Source organism: Helicobacter sp. NHP19-012 (assembly GCF_019703325.1).
Lineage (GTDB): Bacteria > Campylobacterota > Campylobacteria > Campylobacterales > Helicobacteraceae > Helicobacter > Helicobacter gastrofelis.
Map to the genome: position 1 here is coordinate 300,924 of NZ_AP024819.1, position 14,750 is coordinate 315,673.

General features: G+C 48.3%; 13 protein-coding genes and 1 pseudogene. 10 read left to right on the forward strand and 4 right to left on the reverse strand.

The window, feature by feature from the left end:
- Nucleotides 1–94: 94 nt before the first annotated feature.
- A complete protein-coding gene (ispF, locus tag K6J74_RS01520; protein ID WP_221272167.1) occupies nt 95–1,276 on the forward strand; it encodes a 2-C-methyl-D-erythritol 2,4-cyclodiphosphate synthase in 1,182 nt (393 codons plus the stop codon).
- Entirely contained in the window at nt 1,269–2,183 is a 915-nt protein-coding gene (locus K6J74_RS01525) for a response regulator transcription factor (protein WP_221272168.1), read from the forward strand. Before ispF ends, K6J74_RS01525 begins: the two co-directional genes overlap by 8 nt.
- On the opposite strand, the gene K6J74_RS01530 is transcribed toward K6J74_RS01525, so the two are convergent.
- The 3 genes from K6J74_RS01530 to tsaD are packed head-to-tail and all read right to left on the reverse strand — an operon-like array spanning nt 2,180 to nt 5,410.
- Nucleotides 2,180–2,737, reverse strand: coding sequence for a ComF family protein (locus K6J74_RS01530; protein ID WP_221272169.1), 558 nt, complete (start codon nt 2,735–2,737; stop codon nt 2,180–2,182). The genes K6J74_RS01525 and K6J74_RS01530 overlap by 4 nt on opposite strands.
- A gap of 1 nt (nt 2,738) precedes the next feature.
- Nucleotides 2,739–4,334, reverse strand: coding sequence for a methyl-accepting chemotaxis protein (locus K6J74_RS01535; protein WP_221272170.1), 1,596 nt, complete (start codon nt 4,332–4,334; stop codon nt 2,739–2,741).
- 56 nt (nt 4,335–4,390) lie between these two features.
- Entirely contained in the window at nt 4,391–5,410 is a 1,020-nt protein-coding gene (gene tsaD / locus K6J74_RS01540) for a tRNA (adenosine(37)-N6)-threonylcarbamoyltransferase complex transferase subunit TsaD (protein WP_221272171.1), read from the reverse strand.
- 50 nt (nt 5,411–5,460) lie between these two features.
- Here tsaD and K6J74_RS01545 point away from each other — a divergent pair, with 50 nt between their 5' ends.
- The 6 genes and pseudogenes from K6J74_RS01545 to K6J74_RS01570 all read left to right on the forward strand — a co-directional run bounded on the left by K6J74_RS01545 (nt 5,461) and on the right by K6J74_RS01570 (nt 12,128).
- Nucleotides 5,461–6,462: an agmatine deiminase family protein gene (locus K6J74_RS01545; protein ID WP_221272172.1), complete on the forward strand. Its 1,002-nt coding sequence runs from the start codon at nt 5,461–5,463 to the stop codon at nt 6,460–6,462.
- Nucleotides 6,463–6,468: 6 nt separating this feature from the next.
- Nucleotides 6,469–8,679: a carbamoyltransferase HypF gene (hypF, locus tag K6J74_RS01550; protein ID WP_260321636.1), complete on the forward strand. Its 2,211-nt coding sequence runs from the start codon at nt 6,469–6,471 to the stop codon at nt 8,677–8,679.
- Nucleotides 8,666–9,655: a hydrogenase expression/formation protein HypE gene (gene hypE, locus K6J74_RS01555; RefSeq protein ID WP_221272173.1), complete on the forward strand. Its 990-nt coding sequence runs from the start codon at nt 8,666–8,668 to the stop codon at nt 9,653–9,655. Before hypF ends, hypE begins: the two co-directional genes overlap by 14 nt.
- 128 nt (nt 9,656–9,783) lie before the next feature.
- Nucleotides 9,784–10,719 (forward strand): annotated as a pseudogene (locus K6J74_RS01560) (NAD(P)-dependent alcohol dehydrogenase); the annotation flags it as partial.
- Nucleotides 10,720–10,918: 199 nt separating this feature from the next.
- A complete protein-coding gene (locus K6J74_RS01565) occupies nt 10,919–11,971 on the forward strand; it encodes an alpha/beta hydrolase (protein ID WP_221272174.1) in 1,053 nt (350 codons plus the stop codon).
- Nucleotides 11,972–11,981: 10 nt separating this feature from the next.
- Nucleotides 11,982–12,128, forward strand: coding sequence for an NAD(P)H-dependent oxidoreductase (locus K6J74_RS01570; protein ID WP_221272175.1), 147 nt, complete (start codon nt 11,982–11,984; stop codon nt 12,126–12,128).
- A gap of 79 nt (nt 12,129–12,207) precedes the next feature.
- On the opposite strand, the gene K6J74_RS01575 is transcribed toward K6J74_RS01570, so the two are convergent.
- On the reverse strand, nt 12,208–13,440 hold the full coding sequence (locus K6J74_RS01575) for an aromatic amino acid transport family protein (RefSeq protein WP_221272176.1): 1,233 nt from the start codon (nt 13,438–13,440) through the stop codon (nt 12,208–12,210).
- Nucleotides 13,441–13,636: 196 nt separating this feature from the next.
- Between K6J74_RS01575 and K6J74_RS01580 the strand changes: the two genes are divergently transcribed.
- Nucleotides 13,637–14,146, forward strand: coding sequence for an NAD(P)H-dependent oxidoreductase (locus K6J74_RS01580; protein ID WP_221272177.1), 510 nt, complete (start codon nt 13,637–13,639; stop codon nt 14,144–14,146).
- Nucleotides 14,143–14,715 (forward strand): sugar O-acetyltransferase, encoded by a 573-nt coding sequence (locus K6J74_RS01585; RefSeq protein WP_221272178.1) that lies wholly within the window; start codon nt 14,143–14,145, stop codon nt 14,713–14,715. The genes K6J74_RS01580 and K6J74_RS01585 overlap by 4 nt, the downstream gene beginning before the upstream one ends.
- The last annotated feature ends 35 nt before the right edge of the window (nt 14,716–14,750 follow it).

Sequence of the window (14,750 nt, forward strand, 5' to 3'; positions counted from 1 at the left end):
CCCCTTTAAGCTAGAAAATACTAAGATCCACCTTTCGTTTTTTGGTTTTGCTTGGAGTCAGTGGGTGGGGGTAAAATTCACCTAAAGGGGCTATTTGCAGCCACGCCAGGATCTTTCGCTCGTTTTAGCTGCCGCAGGGGCTAGCAGTCGCTTTACTCCCCATTTGCCCGATTTCCCCCACATTAAAAAACAATTCTGGCGTTTAAACGGCGTGCCTCTAGTGCAAAAGGTCTATGAAGATTTTAACCATTTAGGGCTGTTTGCGCAGATTTTTATCTTGGTGTCTAACCGCTTGGAGCAGGTCTATTTAGAACAGCTTTTATGCGGCACAAATTTAAGCGTGCTCGTGGGTGGGACGAGCCGCCAAGAGTCGGTGCAAAATGCCCTAGAGTGCGTGCAAACCCCCTTGGTGATGATAAGCGACATTGCCCGCTACCAGGTGGACTTTGGGGTGCTAGAGCGACTACTAGATCGCATGCAAGGTGGGCTTGATTGTGTCGCCCCGGCGTTAAGCTGCACGGATACGATGGTTTATTACAACCCCACCGCCACCCCCCCCTACCAAGCCTTGGATCGCAAGCGCGCTTTAAGGGTGCAGACCCCCCAAATTTGCCGCACTTCTGTGTTAAAACAAGCCTACAAGGCGGGGGAATTTACCGATGAGAGCAGTGCCATTTTAAGTCTAGGTGCGCATGTCACCTACATTGAGGGCAGCCCCACGCTAGACAAGCTCACCCACGCCCACGACCTGCCCGCTCACCACACCAGCACCACCACCCACACCGGACTAGGCTTTGATGTGCACGGCTTTGAGGGGGGCAAGATCATGAAGCTGGGCGGGATTGTGATTGCGCCTAGTGATTGTGTGGATTGTGGGTTTAAGGCGCACAGCGATGGAGATGTGCTCTTGCATGCGCTCATAGATGCCCTGCTTGGGGCGATTAATGGGGGAGACATTGGGATGTATTACAGCGACAAAGACCCTAGTTTCAAAAATAAGGATTCGGCACAGATGTTACAAGAAATCCATCAACTCGTGCAAAGTGTGGGGCATTTTGTAGAAAGGGTAGATTTGACCCTTTTTGCCGACATGCCTAAAATTGCCCCTTATAGGGCATTGATTAAGCGAAATTTGGCAGAATTGCTAGGCATGCGAGTAGAAAATATTAATTTAAAAGCCACCACCTTTGAGGGGCTGGGCTTTATCGGCAGAAAGGAGGGCGTGGGCGTGCAGGCGTTGGTGCAGACCCGTGCCCTATGGGTGATCCATGAATAAAGTCGGCAGTGTTTTAATCATTGAGGATGAGGTCCATTTAGCCCAAAGCATTTACTCCACCTTGAGCAGTACGGGCTATCAATGCCAAAGCGCCACGAGCATTTTCCACCACTTTAAAGAGGATTACGATGTGATCTTGCTCTCTTCTAAGGCGTGCGTGGATCGGTGTGAACTCTTTGTGCGCAAGAACGCTAGAGCGATCATCATCATCATGTCCTCTTTTGTGAGCGAGGATGGGGTCAATCGCCCCCTAAAAGCGGGGGCCAAAGACTACATTTTAAAGCCCTTTAAAATGGAGGAACTCTTAAGGAAAATCACCTACCACCGCTCTTACCAAAAGGCGATCGAGCGGGCGAGCGTGTATGAAAAATATTTAGATTTTAGTGCCCAAAATTGCGAGGTGGATGTGCACGCCGATCACAGTTTCCCCTTGATCTTACAAAGCCATGCACAGATTGGGGCGGACATGTTCGTGTTAAACTACGCCCGTTTGCACGACTTTTACTTGGAGTTTTTCTCCTTAAAAAACCTAGAGGATCTGCCAAAGCAGCCCAAGTGTTCTAAACACTCCGAGCGCTCTTGCATCGCCTACTTCACGCATTTGGAAGTGTTGAGTTTAAAGGAGAGAGAGAGGTTTTTAAGCACTCTTGAAGCCCACAACGCCATTGTGAGCTTTGTGGGGCAAGAGAGTTTAGACTACGCGAATTTGCTCTCTTTAGAGAGCAGCCAGCCTACCTTGTCCTTCAATTTGCTCTCCATCCAAGACTACGAGAAAAGTGCCATCCAGCAATTCAGTGCGTCTTACACCGACACCGAGCTTGCCAAGCGCCTAGGCATCAGCCGCAAGTCCCTTTGGGAGAAACGCCGCCGCTACAACTTGCCTAGAAAGCCCCAAGTAGAAGCCTAAGCCTTTGCGAGCACAAGGGCGAACGCCACCTTTGCCCCCACTTGGCGTAGGGTTTGGATTGCTTGGCGTAGGGTTGTGCCTGTGGTGAGCACATCGTCCACCAAAAAGTAAGCCAAATTAGGATCGCCCTTAAAAACAAAGCCCTTAGGGTTTTTTTGCCGAAATTCCAAACTCTGCCCGGCGTAGGTGATGTTTTTTGTGGCGCATAATTTATTATAAACAGGTTTGCAGGGGCTATTTTTGCAAAGCGCGTGGGCGATGGTGGCGGTGTGGGAGTAACCCCTTTTGATGTGATCATCAATGGGCAGGGCATAAAGGGGCTCTTGTAGCAAGGGCTCTAGCAAACCCCGCACCCTTAGAGCCAAGAGGGGCAAAAGGCGGCTGCCTATGAGGCTATACTTGCTTTTTAGTAAAAACTCTATCTCGTCGTAGGCGTAAAAGCTGTAAATGGGGGTATTTTCTAGTCTATGGTTTTCTAGGAGTGGGGCTAGCTCGGCGTAGCAACGCTTGCAAAGAAGCTTGAAACTGAACGCCCCACAGCTAAAACAGCGCACTCTAGACCTTGAATTTCTTAAACTCTATGTCTAGTTCTTGGTTTTTCTCCACAATCTGGGTGCTGTGGCTCTCTAAATTATTGCGCACTTCTTTAACCCCAGCAAAGATTTGGATGAACTCGTTGATGACTTGGTTTAATTCTTCCATTTTTGCCACCACGACCTTATTCTGCTCCACGGTGTTTTGGGACTTCACTTTGGTTTGGCTCAAATTGTCCTTGGCATTTTGCGCATCTGTGATGAGCAGAGAGGTTTTTTCAGACACTTCTTGCGACTGCGTCGCTCCATTTTGCACCCGCTCGCCCATGTTCTCAATGCTTTGGGTCACCATATTCACCATTGCCGTGATCTCACCCAAAGATTTTTGCGTTTTCTCGGCAAGGTTGCGCACTTCATCGGCGACCACCGCAAAGCCCCGTCCGTGTTCGCCCGCTCTGGCCGCTTCAATGGCGGCGTTTAGGGCAAGCAAATTCGTTTGATTTGCGATGCTGTCAATGATAGACAAGATATTTTTAATTTCGGCGGCGTGTTTGACCAGCTCGATCGAATCTGTGGCGATCTCTTGTTGGATTTGCACGGACAGCAAAATCGAATCGACGGAGTTTTGGATTTTTGTGATGAACTCGTTTAAAATGGTGTCGGTGGCATCCAAATTAGCGATCGTTTCACTGAGATTGTTTTGTGCCGACTGCAAACTTTCTCCAGCTTCTTGGTTAATGTGCTTTAGGTTTTCGACCGAGTCTAATTCCTTGCGCCCCGCTTCTTTTAGTCTATCCGTGGATTCTTTTAGAGCTTGTCCCACTTGGTTGTTTTTCTCCACAATGCCCTTACCGATTGTAATGATCCCAGCGATTTTGGCGATGAATCGGTCTACATGTCCTGAAACCGCTGCAATTTCATCGCTACCGGTGATGTTCAAACGGCGGGTTAAATCTGCCTCTTGTGAGGACACTAAATCCTTAGCCGTGTTTTCTAGGCGACTTAAAGGACGGATCACATTTCTTTGCACCACAAATAAGAGCAAAGCAATGATCACGATAGAAATCCCCACCATCCACGAGAGGGTTTTGATACTAAAAGCATTAGCATTGCTGTAGGTTTCTTTTAAAGAGAGTTTGACCTCCATCACCCCGATCATGTCCCCGGGTTTGTTGTTGGTGTGGCATTTCACACAAGCGGCATCGCCCACTAAGGGCTGTAGAACCAAGACATGCCGATTGTTGCCATGCCCCTCTACCAAGACCTTTTGCGGGGTCTTGGGGTTGTTAAAGTAGTTGCGGATACGTGGATCGTTGGTAAACTTTGTATTCAAACCAAATAGCTTAATGTCGTCTTGTCCGGGATAAAACTTCATTTTAACGCCCGGTAGTTTATTGCTATCATCTATGGCTTTATAAATGGCTTTGGTTGTTCCCACCGCGATGGCTTGCACAATAGTGTTGATGATCGAAGCGTTGATGCTTTTAGCTACAGACTTACCCTGAGTTTCTGCTAAGTTGGCATAATCTCTTTGGATCAACATAAACACCAAAAGTGCAAAAAGACTCAACAAAATCACTAGGTAGATTAAAGCCCGGGTTTGCAAACTCTTAAACACCTATGCTCCTTGCATCGAATAAAATGGTAATGCGATCTCTATCATAGCAAATAAAATTAGCCTACAAAAGGTAAACGGGTGTGTGGGCTAATGTCTAGGCTATGCAAAGGGGTAAAGTCTTCACACCGATACAACTCCACCCCCGCCCTTGCGACCATCGCCGCATTGTCGCTACAAAACTCTAGGGGGGCTAATAACAAATCTAAGCCCAACTCCCCACATAGAGCGTTGATGCACTCTCTCACATAAGCATTTGCGCTCACTCCCCCCACTAAACCCAAAGTTTTAATGGGGCTGTTTGCAAAGTAACGGCGCAAATTCTGCACTAAGTGGACGGTGGCTGTTTCTTGAAACCCCGCACACAAGCGGGTTTTAAAACTCTCGCTTAAAACCCCCCTTTCTCTCTCTTTTAAAATAGCCAAGCGCACGGCATTTTTAAGTCCTGAAAAGCTAAAGGCTAGCCCCTTGTGGTCTTTGAGCGGTAAGGTAAAGTTTAGCTTTTCTTGGGGGGGGCAATCTCTAGCTAGAGTTTCTACTATGGGACCGCCCGGATAGCCAAGCCCTAGCATTTTAGACACCTTGTCAAAACTTTCGCCTAGGCTGTCATCTAGGCTTTGTGCCACAATTTGCATGTTCTGCGCGTCATGCACTTCTATAATCAAAGTATGCCCGCCAGACACAAGCAATACGCTCAAAGGAAGGATAACGGGCTTGTCAATGAAAAGCGAGTAAATATGGGCTTGTAAGTGGTCTATGGAAATTAAGGGGATTTTTAAGCCCAAAGCTAAGGTTTTTGCGAGCATTAACCCTTCTAAAAGGGTAACACTTAGTCCCGGGCAAGTGGTGATGGCAATGGCTTTAAGGGCGCTAAAGCCGCCTAGAAACTCTTTAGCCCTTTTAGCCAAAAGGGGGAGATTGACAGCGTGCAACCTAGAGGCAAGCTCGGGCACAACGCCCCCATAGGGACTATGTGCGCTCTCTTGAGAAATCTTAGAGTGCCAAAGCAATTGGGCGGTTTGTAAATCCATGAGTGCTAGCGAGCTGTCATCGCAACTGCTTTCAATGCCAAGTAACATAACACCCCCTTGTGCGCTATAATAGCAAGCCATTATACTAAAGGGACACTATGAAGAGATTAAAGGCTGAGTGGGAGGAACAAAGCGCCGTTTTAATGGCATACCCACACACTGCCACCGATTGGGGGGCATATTTAAACGAGGCGCAAGACTGCTTTTACAACATTATCCGCGCCTTGAGCCATTACCAAGAAATGATTGTCTGCGTGCATCCCAACGATACCAAGAGCCAAGATAGCCTAGCTAAACTTAGCCAAGTGCATATCGCCTTGGTTGACAGCAACGACACTTGGACGCGCGATTTTGGTCCGCTGTGCGTGGAAACCAATGGCATCGCCCTTTATTTGGATTTTATCTTCAATGCGTGGGGGGGCAAATACCAAGCCAACCTAGACAACACCATCACCTCCAAGCTCATGCAAAAGGGGCTGTTAAAGCACTCTTTGCGCTCTGTAAATTTTGTCCTGGAGGGGGGGAGCGTGGAGAGCGATGGAGCGGGGAGTATTTTAACCACCACTTCCTGCCTACTAAACCCTGAGCGCAACCCTAATTTAGACCAAGCCCAAATCGCTGGGGTCTTAAAACGAGAACTTGGGGCGCAACAAATTTTATGGCTAGAGGTGCAACCCTTAGCCGGGGACGATACAGACGGACACATCGACACCCTAGCGCGCTTTTTAGACCCTAATACCATCGCTTATGTGTATTGTGAAAACCGAAGCGATCCCCACTACAACAACTTAAAAAACATGGATAAGCAATTACGCCGTTTTAGAAATGTTGATGGAAAGAGATATAAACTCTTGCCCCTGCCCCTGCCAAGCCCCAAATTTTACCAAGGCGTGCGTCTGCCTGCCACTTATGCGAATTTTCTGTGGGTGAATAACAACGGGCAAAGAGTGTTGTTCGTCCCCACTTACCAAGACCCAGCCGATGACAAAGTCTTAAAGCTCTTGAGAAGTTACATAGAGACAGAGGTTGTGGGCGTGGATTGTTCGGTGCTCATCCGCCAAAAGGGGAGTTTGCACTGCGCCACCATGCAACTTTACTAGGGCATTTTGGTTAAACTTCTCATCAGTGGGCGGGTGCAGGGTGTGGGTTTTCGTCCCTTCATCTACAACCTAGCCCATAAACTCGGCACAAAGGGCTATGTCTGCAATGTGGGCGGGCAGGTGGAAGTGGTGCTAGAGAAAGCGCATTTAGAGGCGTTTTTAAAAGAACTAGACAATAAACCCCAAGAAGCCCAAATCACCGCCATCACCCAAGAGCCCACCGCTACTCTAGACACACCCTTTTACATCGCCCCAAGCTGTGGCGTGGATTTAAGCCTTAAGGACAGCTTGCCCCCAGATTTAGCCATTTGTGAAAGTTGCCTCAAAGACACCCAAGATCCCACAAGCCGTTTTTACAACTACCCTTTTACCGCTTGTGCGCATTGTGGTCCGCGCTTTAGTTTGCTAGAGAGCCTACCCTACGATCGCCCCCACACTTCTATGAAAGACTTCCAACTCTGCGAGGATTGCGCTAAAGATTACAACGACCCCACGAGCCGCCGTTTTTTTGCCCAAACGATGAGTTGCCCCAAGTGCCCCATCGCCTTACACTTTCTCAGCCCTCAAGGCATAGAGCGCCAAAACGCTTTGCAAGAAGCCATAGATGCCCTAAAAGCGGGCGTGGTTGTGGCAATTAAGGGCGTGGGGGGCTTTGCGCTCACGGCTCTAGCCACCAACAAGGAAGCCATAGAGCAAATCCGCACACTCAAAGCCCGCCCCTTTAAACCTTTAGCCTTAATGGTGCCTAGCCTCCAAGAGGCGTTAAAATGCGTGCATTTAAGCCCCCCAGAGCTAACAGCCCTAAGCTCTAAAGAAGCCCCCATTGTGCTTGCCCTTAAAAAGACGCAAGAATACGACCACCTAGCCCCCAACCTCAACACTTTAGGCGTGCTCTTGCCCTACACAGCATTACATTTTTTGATCGTGCAAGAAGTGGGGGCGATTGTCTTTACCAGCGCAAACTTAAAGAGCGAGCCTATCATCACTAATTTAAAAGACTTGCAAGCCAAATTCCCCCACATTTGCGTTTTAAACCACGACCGCCCCATAATGCATGGCATCGATGATAGTGTTGTGCGCCTTGTGGCAGGCAAAATGCGCCTTGTGCGCTTGGCACGGGGCTTTGCGCCTTTGCACCTGCCTTTAAGCGCACCTGAAAATATTCTGGGTATGGGCGGGCATAACAAGACAAATTTATGTTGGTTGAAAGAGGGGTGCTTGGTTACGCCCGAACTTGGGGGTTTTAAGAGCATGGCAAGCCTTGAGCGTTACAAAGAGGATTTAAGTTTTTACACAAAACTCTATGGCGTGCCTAAAGTGGTCGGGCTGGACTTGCACCCGGGCTATCTCTCTAGCCAAGTAGGCAAAGAGCAAAATGCACCCACACAAGAAGTGCAACACCACACCGCCCACTTACACGCCTTGCTTGCCGAGTGGGGTTTAACACACACCTTTAAGGACGGGCAATCTGTGCTCGCCTTCATTTGCGATGGGGCAGGGCTCTCTTATGCAAAGAGCATTTGGGGCGGAGAGGTCTTTTTAGCCACCTACCAAAAGGGTTTTTTTAAAACAGAACACTTACACAGCCTAGAAACCACCTTTTATCCCAGCTCCACAAGTTTATTAAAAGATGCGCACAGCCTAGGCTACGCTTTGGCTTACCAACACCACCTAGCCTTCGCCCCCCTTTTGTGCGAATCCACAATGGCTAAGAACCTTGCCACCATCATTTCTAAGCGGATCGCCACAATCCCCAGCACCTCTGTGGGGCGGCTTTTTGACGCTGTGGCGGGCTTTTGTAGTGTAGGCACCATCAACACCTATGAAGCCCAAAGTGCTATGCAATTAGAAAGCCTAGCCACCACACACCCCACAGATGAGTTCTACCCCTTTGAAATCCAAGAAGACATTTTAATCGCCCCCATGTTAAAGGCAATGGAGCGCGATATTTTAAGCGAAAATTACGCCCTAGCGGCGAAAAAATTCCACAACACCCTAGCCCACATAGCCCTAGGTTTGTCCGTGCGCTATAATCTACCTTTGCTCTTGGGTGGGGGGGTGTTTTTAAACCGCTTGTTGGGCGACACTATCCAAGAGATTTTTAAAGATAGGGTGTTTTTCTTGCCTGAAATTTTACCGCCCACAGACGGAGCTTTAGCCTTAGGGCAAGTCCATTTTGTGGCAAATTCATTAAAGGGGTCGCATGCAAGTTGTTAGTTTGAGTGGGGGCAATGGGGGCAAGGAGGCACAAGTTCTCATAGAGAAAGTTTTTATGCCCTATTTGCAAGAGTTTTTAGCCGCACGAGGCGAGGATGCGGGGGTGTTTGAGGCTAGGGGGGCTTTGGCTCTTAGCACGGATAGTTTTGTGATCGATCCGCTCATTTTTGAGGGGGGCGATATAGGCAAGCTGTGCGTGTGTGGGAGCGCAAACGATGTTGCTATGGGTGGGGCGCACCCTAAGTATTTGAGCGTGGGTTTTATTTTAGAAGAGGGACTGGAAGTGGAGTTGTTGCAACAAATCCTAAGCTCCATGCAAGAACAACTGCGCTTGGGGGGGCTTAAATTGCTCTCATTAGATACTAAGGTTGTGCCTAAGGGCTGTGCGGATAAAATTTTTATCAACACGACCGCTGTGGGCTCTGTGCTCTACCCGAATTTGAGTGCCAAAAATTTAAGAGAGGGGCAGGTGATTATTGTGAGCGGGGCTATTGGCACGCATGGGGCTTTGCTCTTTTCTAAAAGAGCGGAGATCCAATTAGACACGCCTTTGGCTAGCGATTGCCAGCAATTATTCCCTTTGCTCGAGCCCGTGTTTAAAAGTGGGTGCAAGATCCACGCTTTAAGGGACGCAACAAGGGGGGGGCTAGCCTCTGTGTTGCACGAGTGGGCGCAAAGTTCTAAGGTGGGGATAGAAGTGGATGAGGATAAAATCCCCATTTTAGAGGGTGTTAGGGGGGTGTGTGAAATTTTGGGGCTAGAGCCCTATGTCTTGGCAAATGAGGGGGTTTGTGTGCTAAGTGTGGAGGCTTGTGATGCATCTAAAATTTGTGCCCTTTTACAAGAGGGGGGGGCAAAGGAAGCGTGCATTATCGGGAGGGTTATTAGCCAAAAAGGGGTGTTTTTAAAAACCCCTTGGGGCTCCAAACGCCCCCTAGACATCCTTGAGGGCGAGCTGTTGCCTAGGATTTGTTAGGGTGCTAAATACAATGAAGCCCTAGTGAAAGCCGTTTAAAGCCCATAACCATTCACAAAAACCCTACTTGAATCCTCAAAGCCCCGTTGACTAAGGTATACCTAAAGACCACCCCTTGACAAACATGCGGGATTTGCCACAGCGACATCCACTCTGCCTACAGCGAGTGGCATGACGGCATCTACCCTATGATCCCCGGTCATGAAATTGCGGGTGTGGTTAAGGAAGTGGGCGCACAGGCACGCAGGTTTAAAGTGGGGGATAAAGTGGGTGTGGGTTGTTTTGTCAATTCTTGTAAAGAGTGTGCCCCTTGCAGTGATCACCACGAACAATTTTGCAAAAAAGCGGTGTTCACCTACGATTGCAAGGACTATTTTCACAATGACGAGCCCCACATGGGAGGGTATTCTAATTGTATTGTGGTGGATGAAGACTACATCATCCGTGTCCCCCACGATGCGCCCCTAGAAAAAGTCGCCCCCCTGCTCTGTGCGGGCATCACCACCTACTCCCCTTTAAAATTCTCCAGTGTTAAAGAAGGCTCAAAAGTGGGCATTGCTGGCTTTGGCGGGCTGGGGCATATGGGCTTGAAATACGCCTTGGCAATGGGGGCTGAAGTGAGCGTGATCGGGCGTAGCGAGGCTAAAAAAGAAATGGCGTTAAAAATGGGCGCAAAACACTATTACAGCGATGTCAAAGACGCAAAGGGGGCTAATTTGGATCTCATCATCTCCACCATCCCCACCCCTTACAACATGGCAGATTATTTAAATGTGCTCGCCTATGGGGGTGAATTTGCCATTGTGGGCTTGCCTCCAAGAGACAAACCCATCACCCTCAGCGCCTCTAACTTTGTGTGGCATGCCAATAAAAAAGTCTATGGCTCACTCATTGGAGGGATTAAAGAAACCCAAGAAATGCTAGACTTTTCTGTTTTGCACAACATTTACCCCGAAATTGAGCTGGTTACAGGCAAAGATATTGACAGAGTGTATTACGATCTCACCCACTCCAACGCTCAATTCCGCCATGTCATTGACATGAAAAAGTCGTTTAGCTCTTAAAATGCAGGGTTACAAGGCTTTAAACTCTTTTGTCTCAAGGGCTAGCAAGCCCGCACCCACTAACCCGCGCCCCCATTTTGCGTTTCAAGCAATGGTGCTAGCCATTAGCACCTTTTGTTTACATGGCGCGGTTAAACCCTTGACAAACACTAGGTAGTAGGTTTTATAATGTAGCACCTAAAAATTTTAAGGAGTTAGTGTGTTTTTGCGATCTTTGATCCTAGTCTCAGCTTTCACTTTGGGCATGCAAGCCCAGCCCTTTGTAAGCACGAGCCACGCCCCAAGCCACATACAAGGGGACAATTTTTATGTGAGCCCCAAGGTGCATATCCAAGAGGTGCATTTTAAAAACCAATACGGCTTAGAAGTGGCGGCGAAATTATTCACCCCCAAGGCAATGCAACAGGGCAAAAAATACCCCGCCTTGATTATAGGCCACCCCATGGGGGCTCTGAAAGAACAAGCAAGCCAGCTTTACGCCACGAAGTTAGCCGAGAGGGGCTTTGTTACCCTAAGTTTTGATTTGAGTTTTTGGGGGCAGAGTGCGGGCACGCCTCGCCACGCTGTGTTGCCCGACATGTATGTAGAGGATTTTAGCGCTGCCATCGATTATCTAGACACAAGACAATTTATCGATAGAGAGAAAATCGGGGTTGTGGGGTTGTGTGCGAGTGGGGGCTTTGCTTTGGCGACCGCAAAAATCGACCCACGCATTAAAGCCATCACCACGGTGAGCATGTACGACATGGGCGATGCCACAAGGCATGGGGTGCGTCATTCTGTCAGCAAGGCAGAGCGAGAGGCATTTTTAAAAGAGGCGGCCAGCGAGCGCTACAAAGAGTTTAGCACGCATAAAATCACTCGCTATGTGGTGGGCACGCCCACCAAGATTGATAAAAATTCAAGCCCCATTGCCAAAGAGTTTTACGACTTTTACCGCACAAAGAGGGGTGCATACACCCCACAGGGGCAAGACCCCAAACTAGACACCATGCCTATGTTCTCTAGCGATGTCAAGTTCATGAACTTCTACCCTTTTGAGGACTTAGACAGCATTTCGCCCCGTCCCATTTTAATTCATCACAGGCGTAAGGCACACTCTAGGGAGTTTAGCCAAAAAGCCTACGCCAAAGCCGCCCAGCCCAAAGAGCTTTACTATGTCAAGGGGACCGGGCTGTGGATTTATACGACCGCGCTAATCTCATCCCCTTTGACAAAATCACGCAATTTTTCCAAAAAAATCTCCATGTAAAGGATTAATCATGTCTGTCCTAGTCATCTTAGCCCACCCTAATTTAAGCACCCAATCACGGGTAAATCAAGCCCTTAAAGCTGCCCTAGAGCCCACAAGCGTAGCGATCAGCGATTTATACGCCCCCCGATTACAACTAATGTCAAACGCAAGGTAGAGTTTAGAGCTTTTGCGGCAAGGGCAGTTTTTAGCACATACAAATAATGGAGCGCAAGAACCCCACAGCCCCAAACTCCCTAAAACAACCTGTAAATGGCGGTGGAGATGGTGACGAGGCCAAAGCATAAGATGAAGAGGTTTTGCCATGGGTTTTTGTATTTGTGTAGTTGGGGGAATTTGTAGATGGCATAAAGGGGCATTAAGTAGAGGATGATGGCTAAAATAGGGCCACCAATACTCTCGATGATTTCTAACACGCTGGGGTTTTCATACGCCACAAGCCACGCCACTAAGAAGGTGATGAGGGCGGTGATTTTATTGGCTCTGGTGGGGGAGATTTTTTGCTTAGTGGCGTAAAATAAAAGGCGGTTCAAGCCCTCGCGCACGCCCAAATAATGCCCGAAAAAGGATTTGCCCATCGCCACAAAGGCAACGATGGGCGCGACTAGGGCAAAGGTTTTCATGTCTTCAAAATGGTTAGCCAAATAGGACAAAATGGGTAGGTTTTGCGCTTTGGCCTCTTTAAACTCCGCAGGGCTTAAACACATCGCACACGAAAAGACAAAGAACATCACCGTTACAATCATCAAAACATTGCTCCTAGCGATGATGGTCGAAGCCTTTTTGTCCGCCTCCTGCCCATAGGTTTGCTTACAATGCACGGCGAGTGAGGAGATGATGGGCGAGTGGTTGAAGGCAAACACCATCGTGGGCAAGATCAAAAGCATGACCACCCCTAAACTCTCGCCCCCAACCCCGCTCAAATGGATGTTTTCAAAAAGTGCGTTGTTCCATTTGGGGATGAGCCACAGGGCGCTAAAAACCAGCACGGCGATGAAGGGGAAGACAATGGCGGACATGGTTTTGATCACCACCTCTTCGCCAAAGCTCACCACAAACATTAAAACCCCCACCACCAAAAAAGAGAGCCATAAGCGGTTAGGCGCACCCAAGCCCAATTGATTCACCAAGAAACTCTCAATGTTGTTTGTGATCCCCACGCTATAGACCAGCAAAATGGGGAAAATCGCAAAGAAATACAACAGAGTGAGCAACACGCCCCCGAATTTACCAAAATAATTCTGCCCGACCACGGTGATGTCATCGCTCTTGTCCGAGCCTTCTAGCACAAAACGGCACAGGGCGCGGTGGGTTAGAAAAGTTAAGGGAAAGGCGAGCACCAACATGACAATCAAGGGGATCAACCCCCCTAGCCCCGCATTGATGGGCAAAAACAGCACCCCAGCCCCAATGGCCGTACCATAGAGGCTTAAGCTCCACATCAAGTCCTCTTTGTTCCCTTTTGTCATCGTAACCCGCCTTGAAATTTGTAAAAGCTCACATTTTAGTCTATTTTTATGGATAAAATCCTTACTATATTAATCTTTGGTTTAAAAAAGGATTTTCACCCTTCTAGTAAGTCTTAAAAATTTGCCCTCCACCCCTTGACAAACACTAGGTGTTAGGTTTTATAATCTAAACACAAAAACACTTTAAGGAGAACACATGTCTGTTTTAGTTGTTGTAGCCCACCCCGACTTAGCCCAATCAAGGGTGAATAAAGCCTTAAAAGAAGCCCTAAGCCCTACAAGCGTGGAGGTGAATGATCTATACGCCCTCTACCCCGATTTTAAAATCAATGTGGCGTGCGAGCAGGATAAATTAGTCAAAGCTAAGCACATTGTTTTGCAATTCCCCATGTTTTGGTATTCTTGTCCGTCCCTTTTGAAAAAATACTTTGATGATGTGCTGACCTATGGTTTTGCCTACGGCTCTAAGGGCAAGGCACTAGAGGGCAAGGGTTTTAGTTTAGCCATCAGTATGGGCGCACGCGAGGGGGATTTTCAAGGCAAATTTAGCTTAGAGAGTGTCCTAACCCCCTTTAGGGCGATTAGCCACTTCATCGGCACTAAGTACGCCAAGCCCTTTCTCACCTATAACACCGGCAACTTGAGCGACACCGCCTTAAAAGCCCAAACCCAAGCTTACCAAGAGTGGATTAAGGGGCTTGCATGAAAGACATTTTTGAGCGGGATTTAAGCGGGGAGATGGTGAGTATGGACGACCCCGAGTTTCACAAACTTTACAGCGTGATCACAAACGCCCAAAAACTCATCCACAAGCTCAACACTCAAGAGTTAAGCCCTAAAGAGGTGCGGGCATTAACCAACGAGCTGACCGGCAAGCCCTTTGATGCCACCAACACGATTTTACCCCCTTTCTATGTGGATTTTGGGCGCAATATCAACTTTGGCAAGCATTTTTTTATGAACTCGGCTTGTAGTTTTATGGATAGGGGAGGGATTGAGATAGGTGATCATGTTTTCATCGCTCCCAAAGTGTGTTTAACCACAATCAACCACGACTTCAATCCCTACAATAGGCGCACGACCTTTTGTAAGCCCATTGTCATAAAAGATCGGGTGTGGATTTGCATCAACGCCACCATTTGCCCCGGGGTTACGATCGGAGAAAACTCCATTGTCGCGGCTGGGGCGGTGGTTACTAAAGATGTCCCCCCTAATGTCATCGTGGGGGGCAACCCGGCTAAAATCATCAAGACTATAGAGGTCAAAAATGCCTAAAATTCTCCCTTCTTTACTGTTTTCATTTGCCCTAC

Excerpts from the sequence above, each read along its gene's own strand:
- K6J74_RS01525 (WP_221272168.1), top strand. The coding sequence starts at position 1,269 with ATGAATAAAGTCGGCAGTGTTTTAATCATTGAGGATGAGGTCCATTTA.
- tsaD (WP_221272171.1), bottom strand. The coding sequence starts at position 5,410 with ATGTTACTTGGCATTGAAAGCAGTTGCGATGACAGCTCGCTAGCACTC.
- K6J74_RS01545 (WP_221272172.1), top strand. The coding sequence starts at position 5,461 with ATGAAGAGATTAAAGGCTGAGTGGGAGGAACAAAGCGCCGTTTTAATG.
- hypE (WP_221272173.1), top strand. The coding sequence starts at position 8,666 with ATGCAAGTTGTTAGTTTGAGTGGGGGCAATGGGGGCAAGGAGGCACAA.
- K6J74_RS01570 (WP_221272175.1), top strand. The coding sequence starts at position 11,982 with ATGTCTGTCCTAGTCATCTTAGCCCACCCTAATTTAAGCACCCAATCA.
- K6J74_RS01575 (WP_221272176.1), bottom strand. The coding sequence starts at position 13,440 with ATGACAAAAGGGAACAAAGAGGACTTGATGTGGAGCTTAAGCCTCTAT.
- K6J74_RS01580 (WP_221272177.1), top strand. The coding sequence starts at position 13,637 with ATGTCTGTTTTAGTTGTTGTAGCCCACCCCGACTTAGCCCAATCAAGG.
- K6J74_RS01585 (WP_221272178.1), top strand. The coding sequence starts at position 14,143 with ATGAAAGACATTTTTGAGCGGGATTTAAGCGGGGAGATGGTGAGTATG.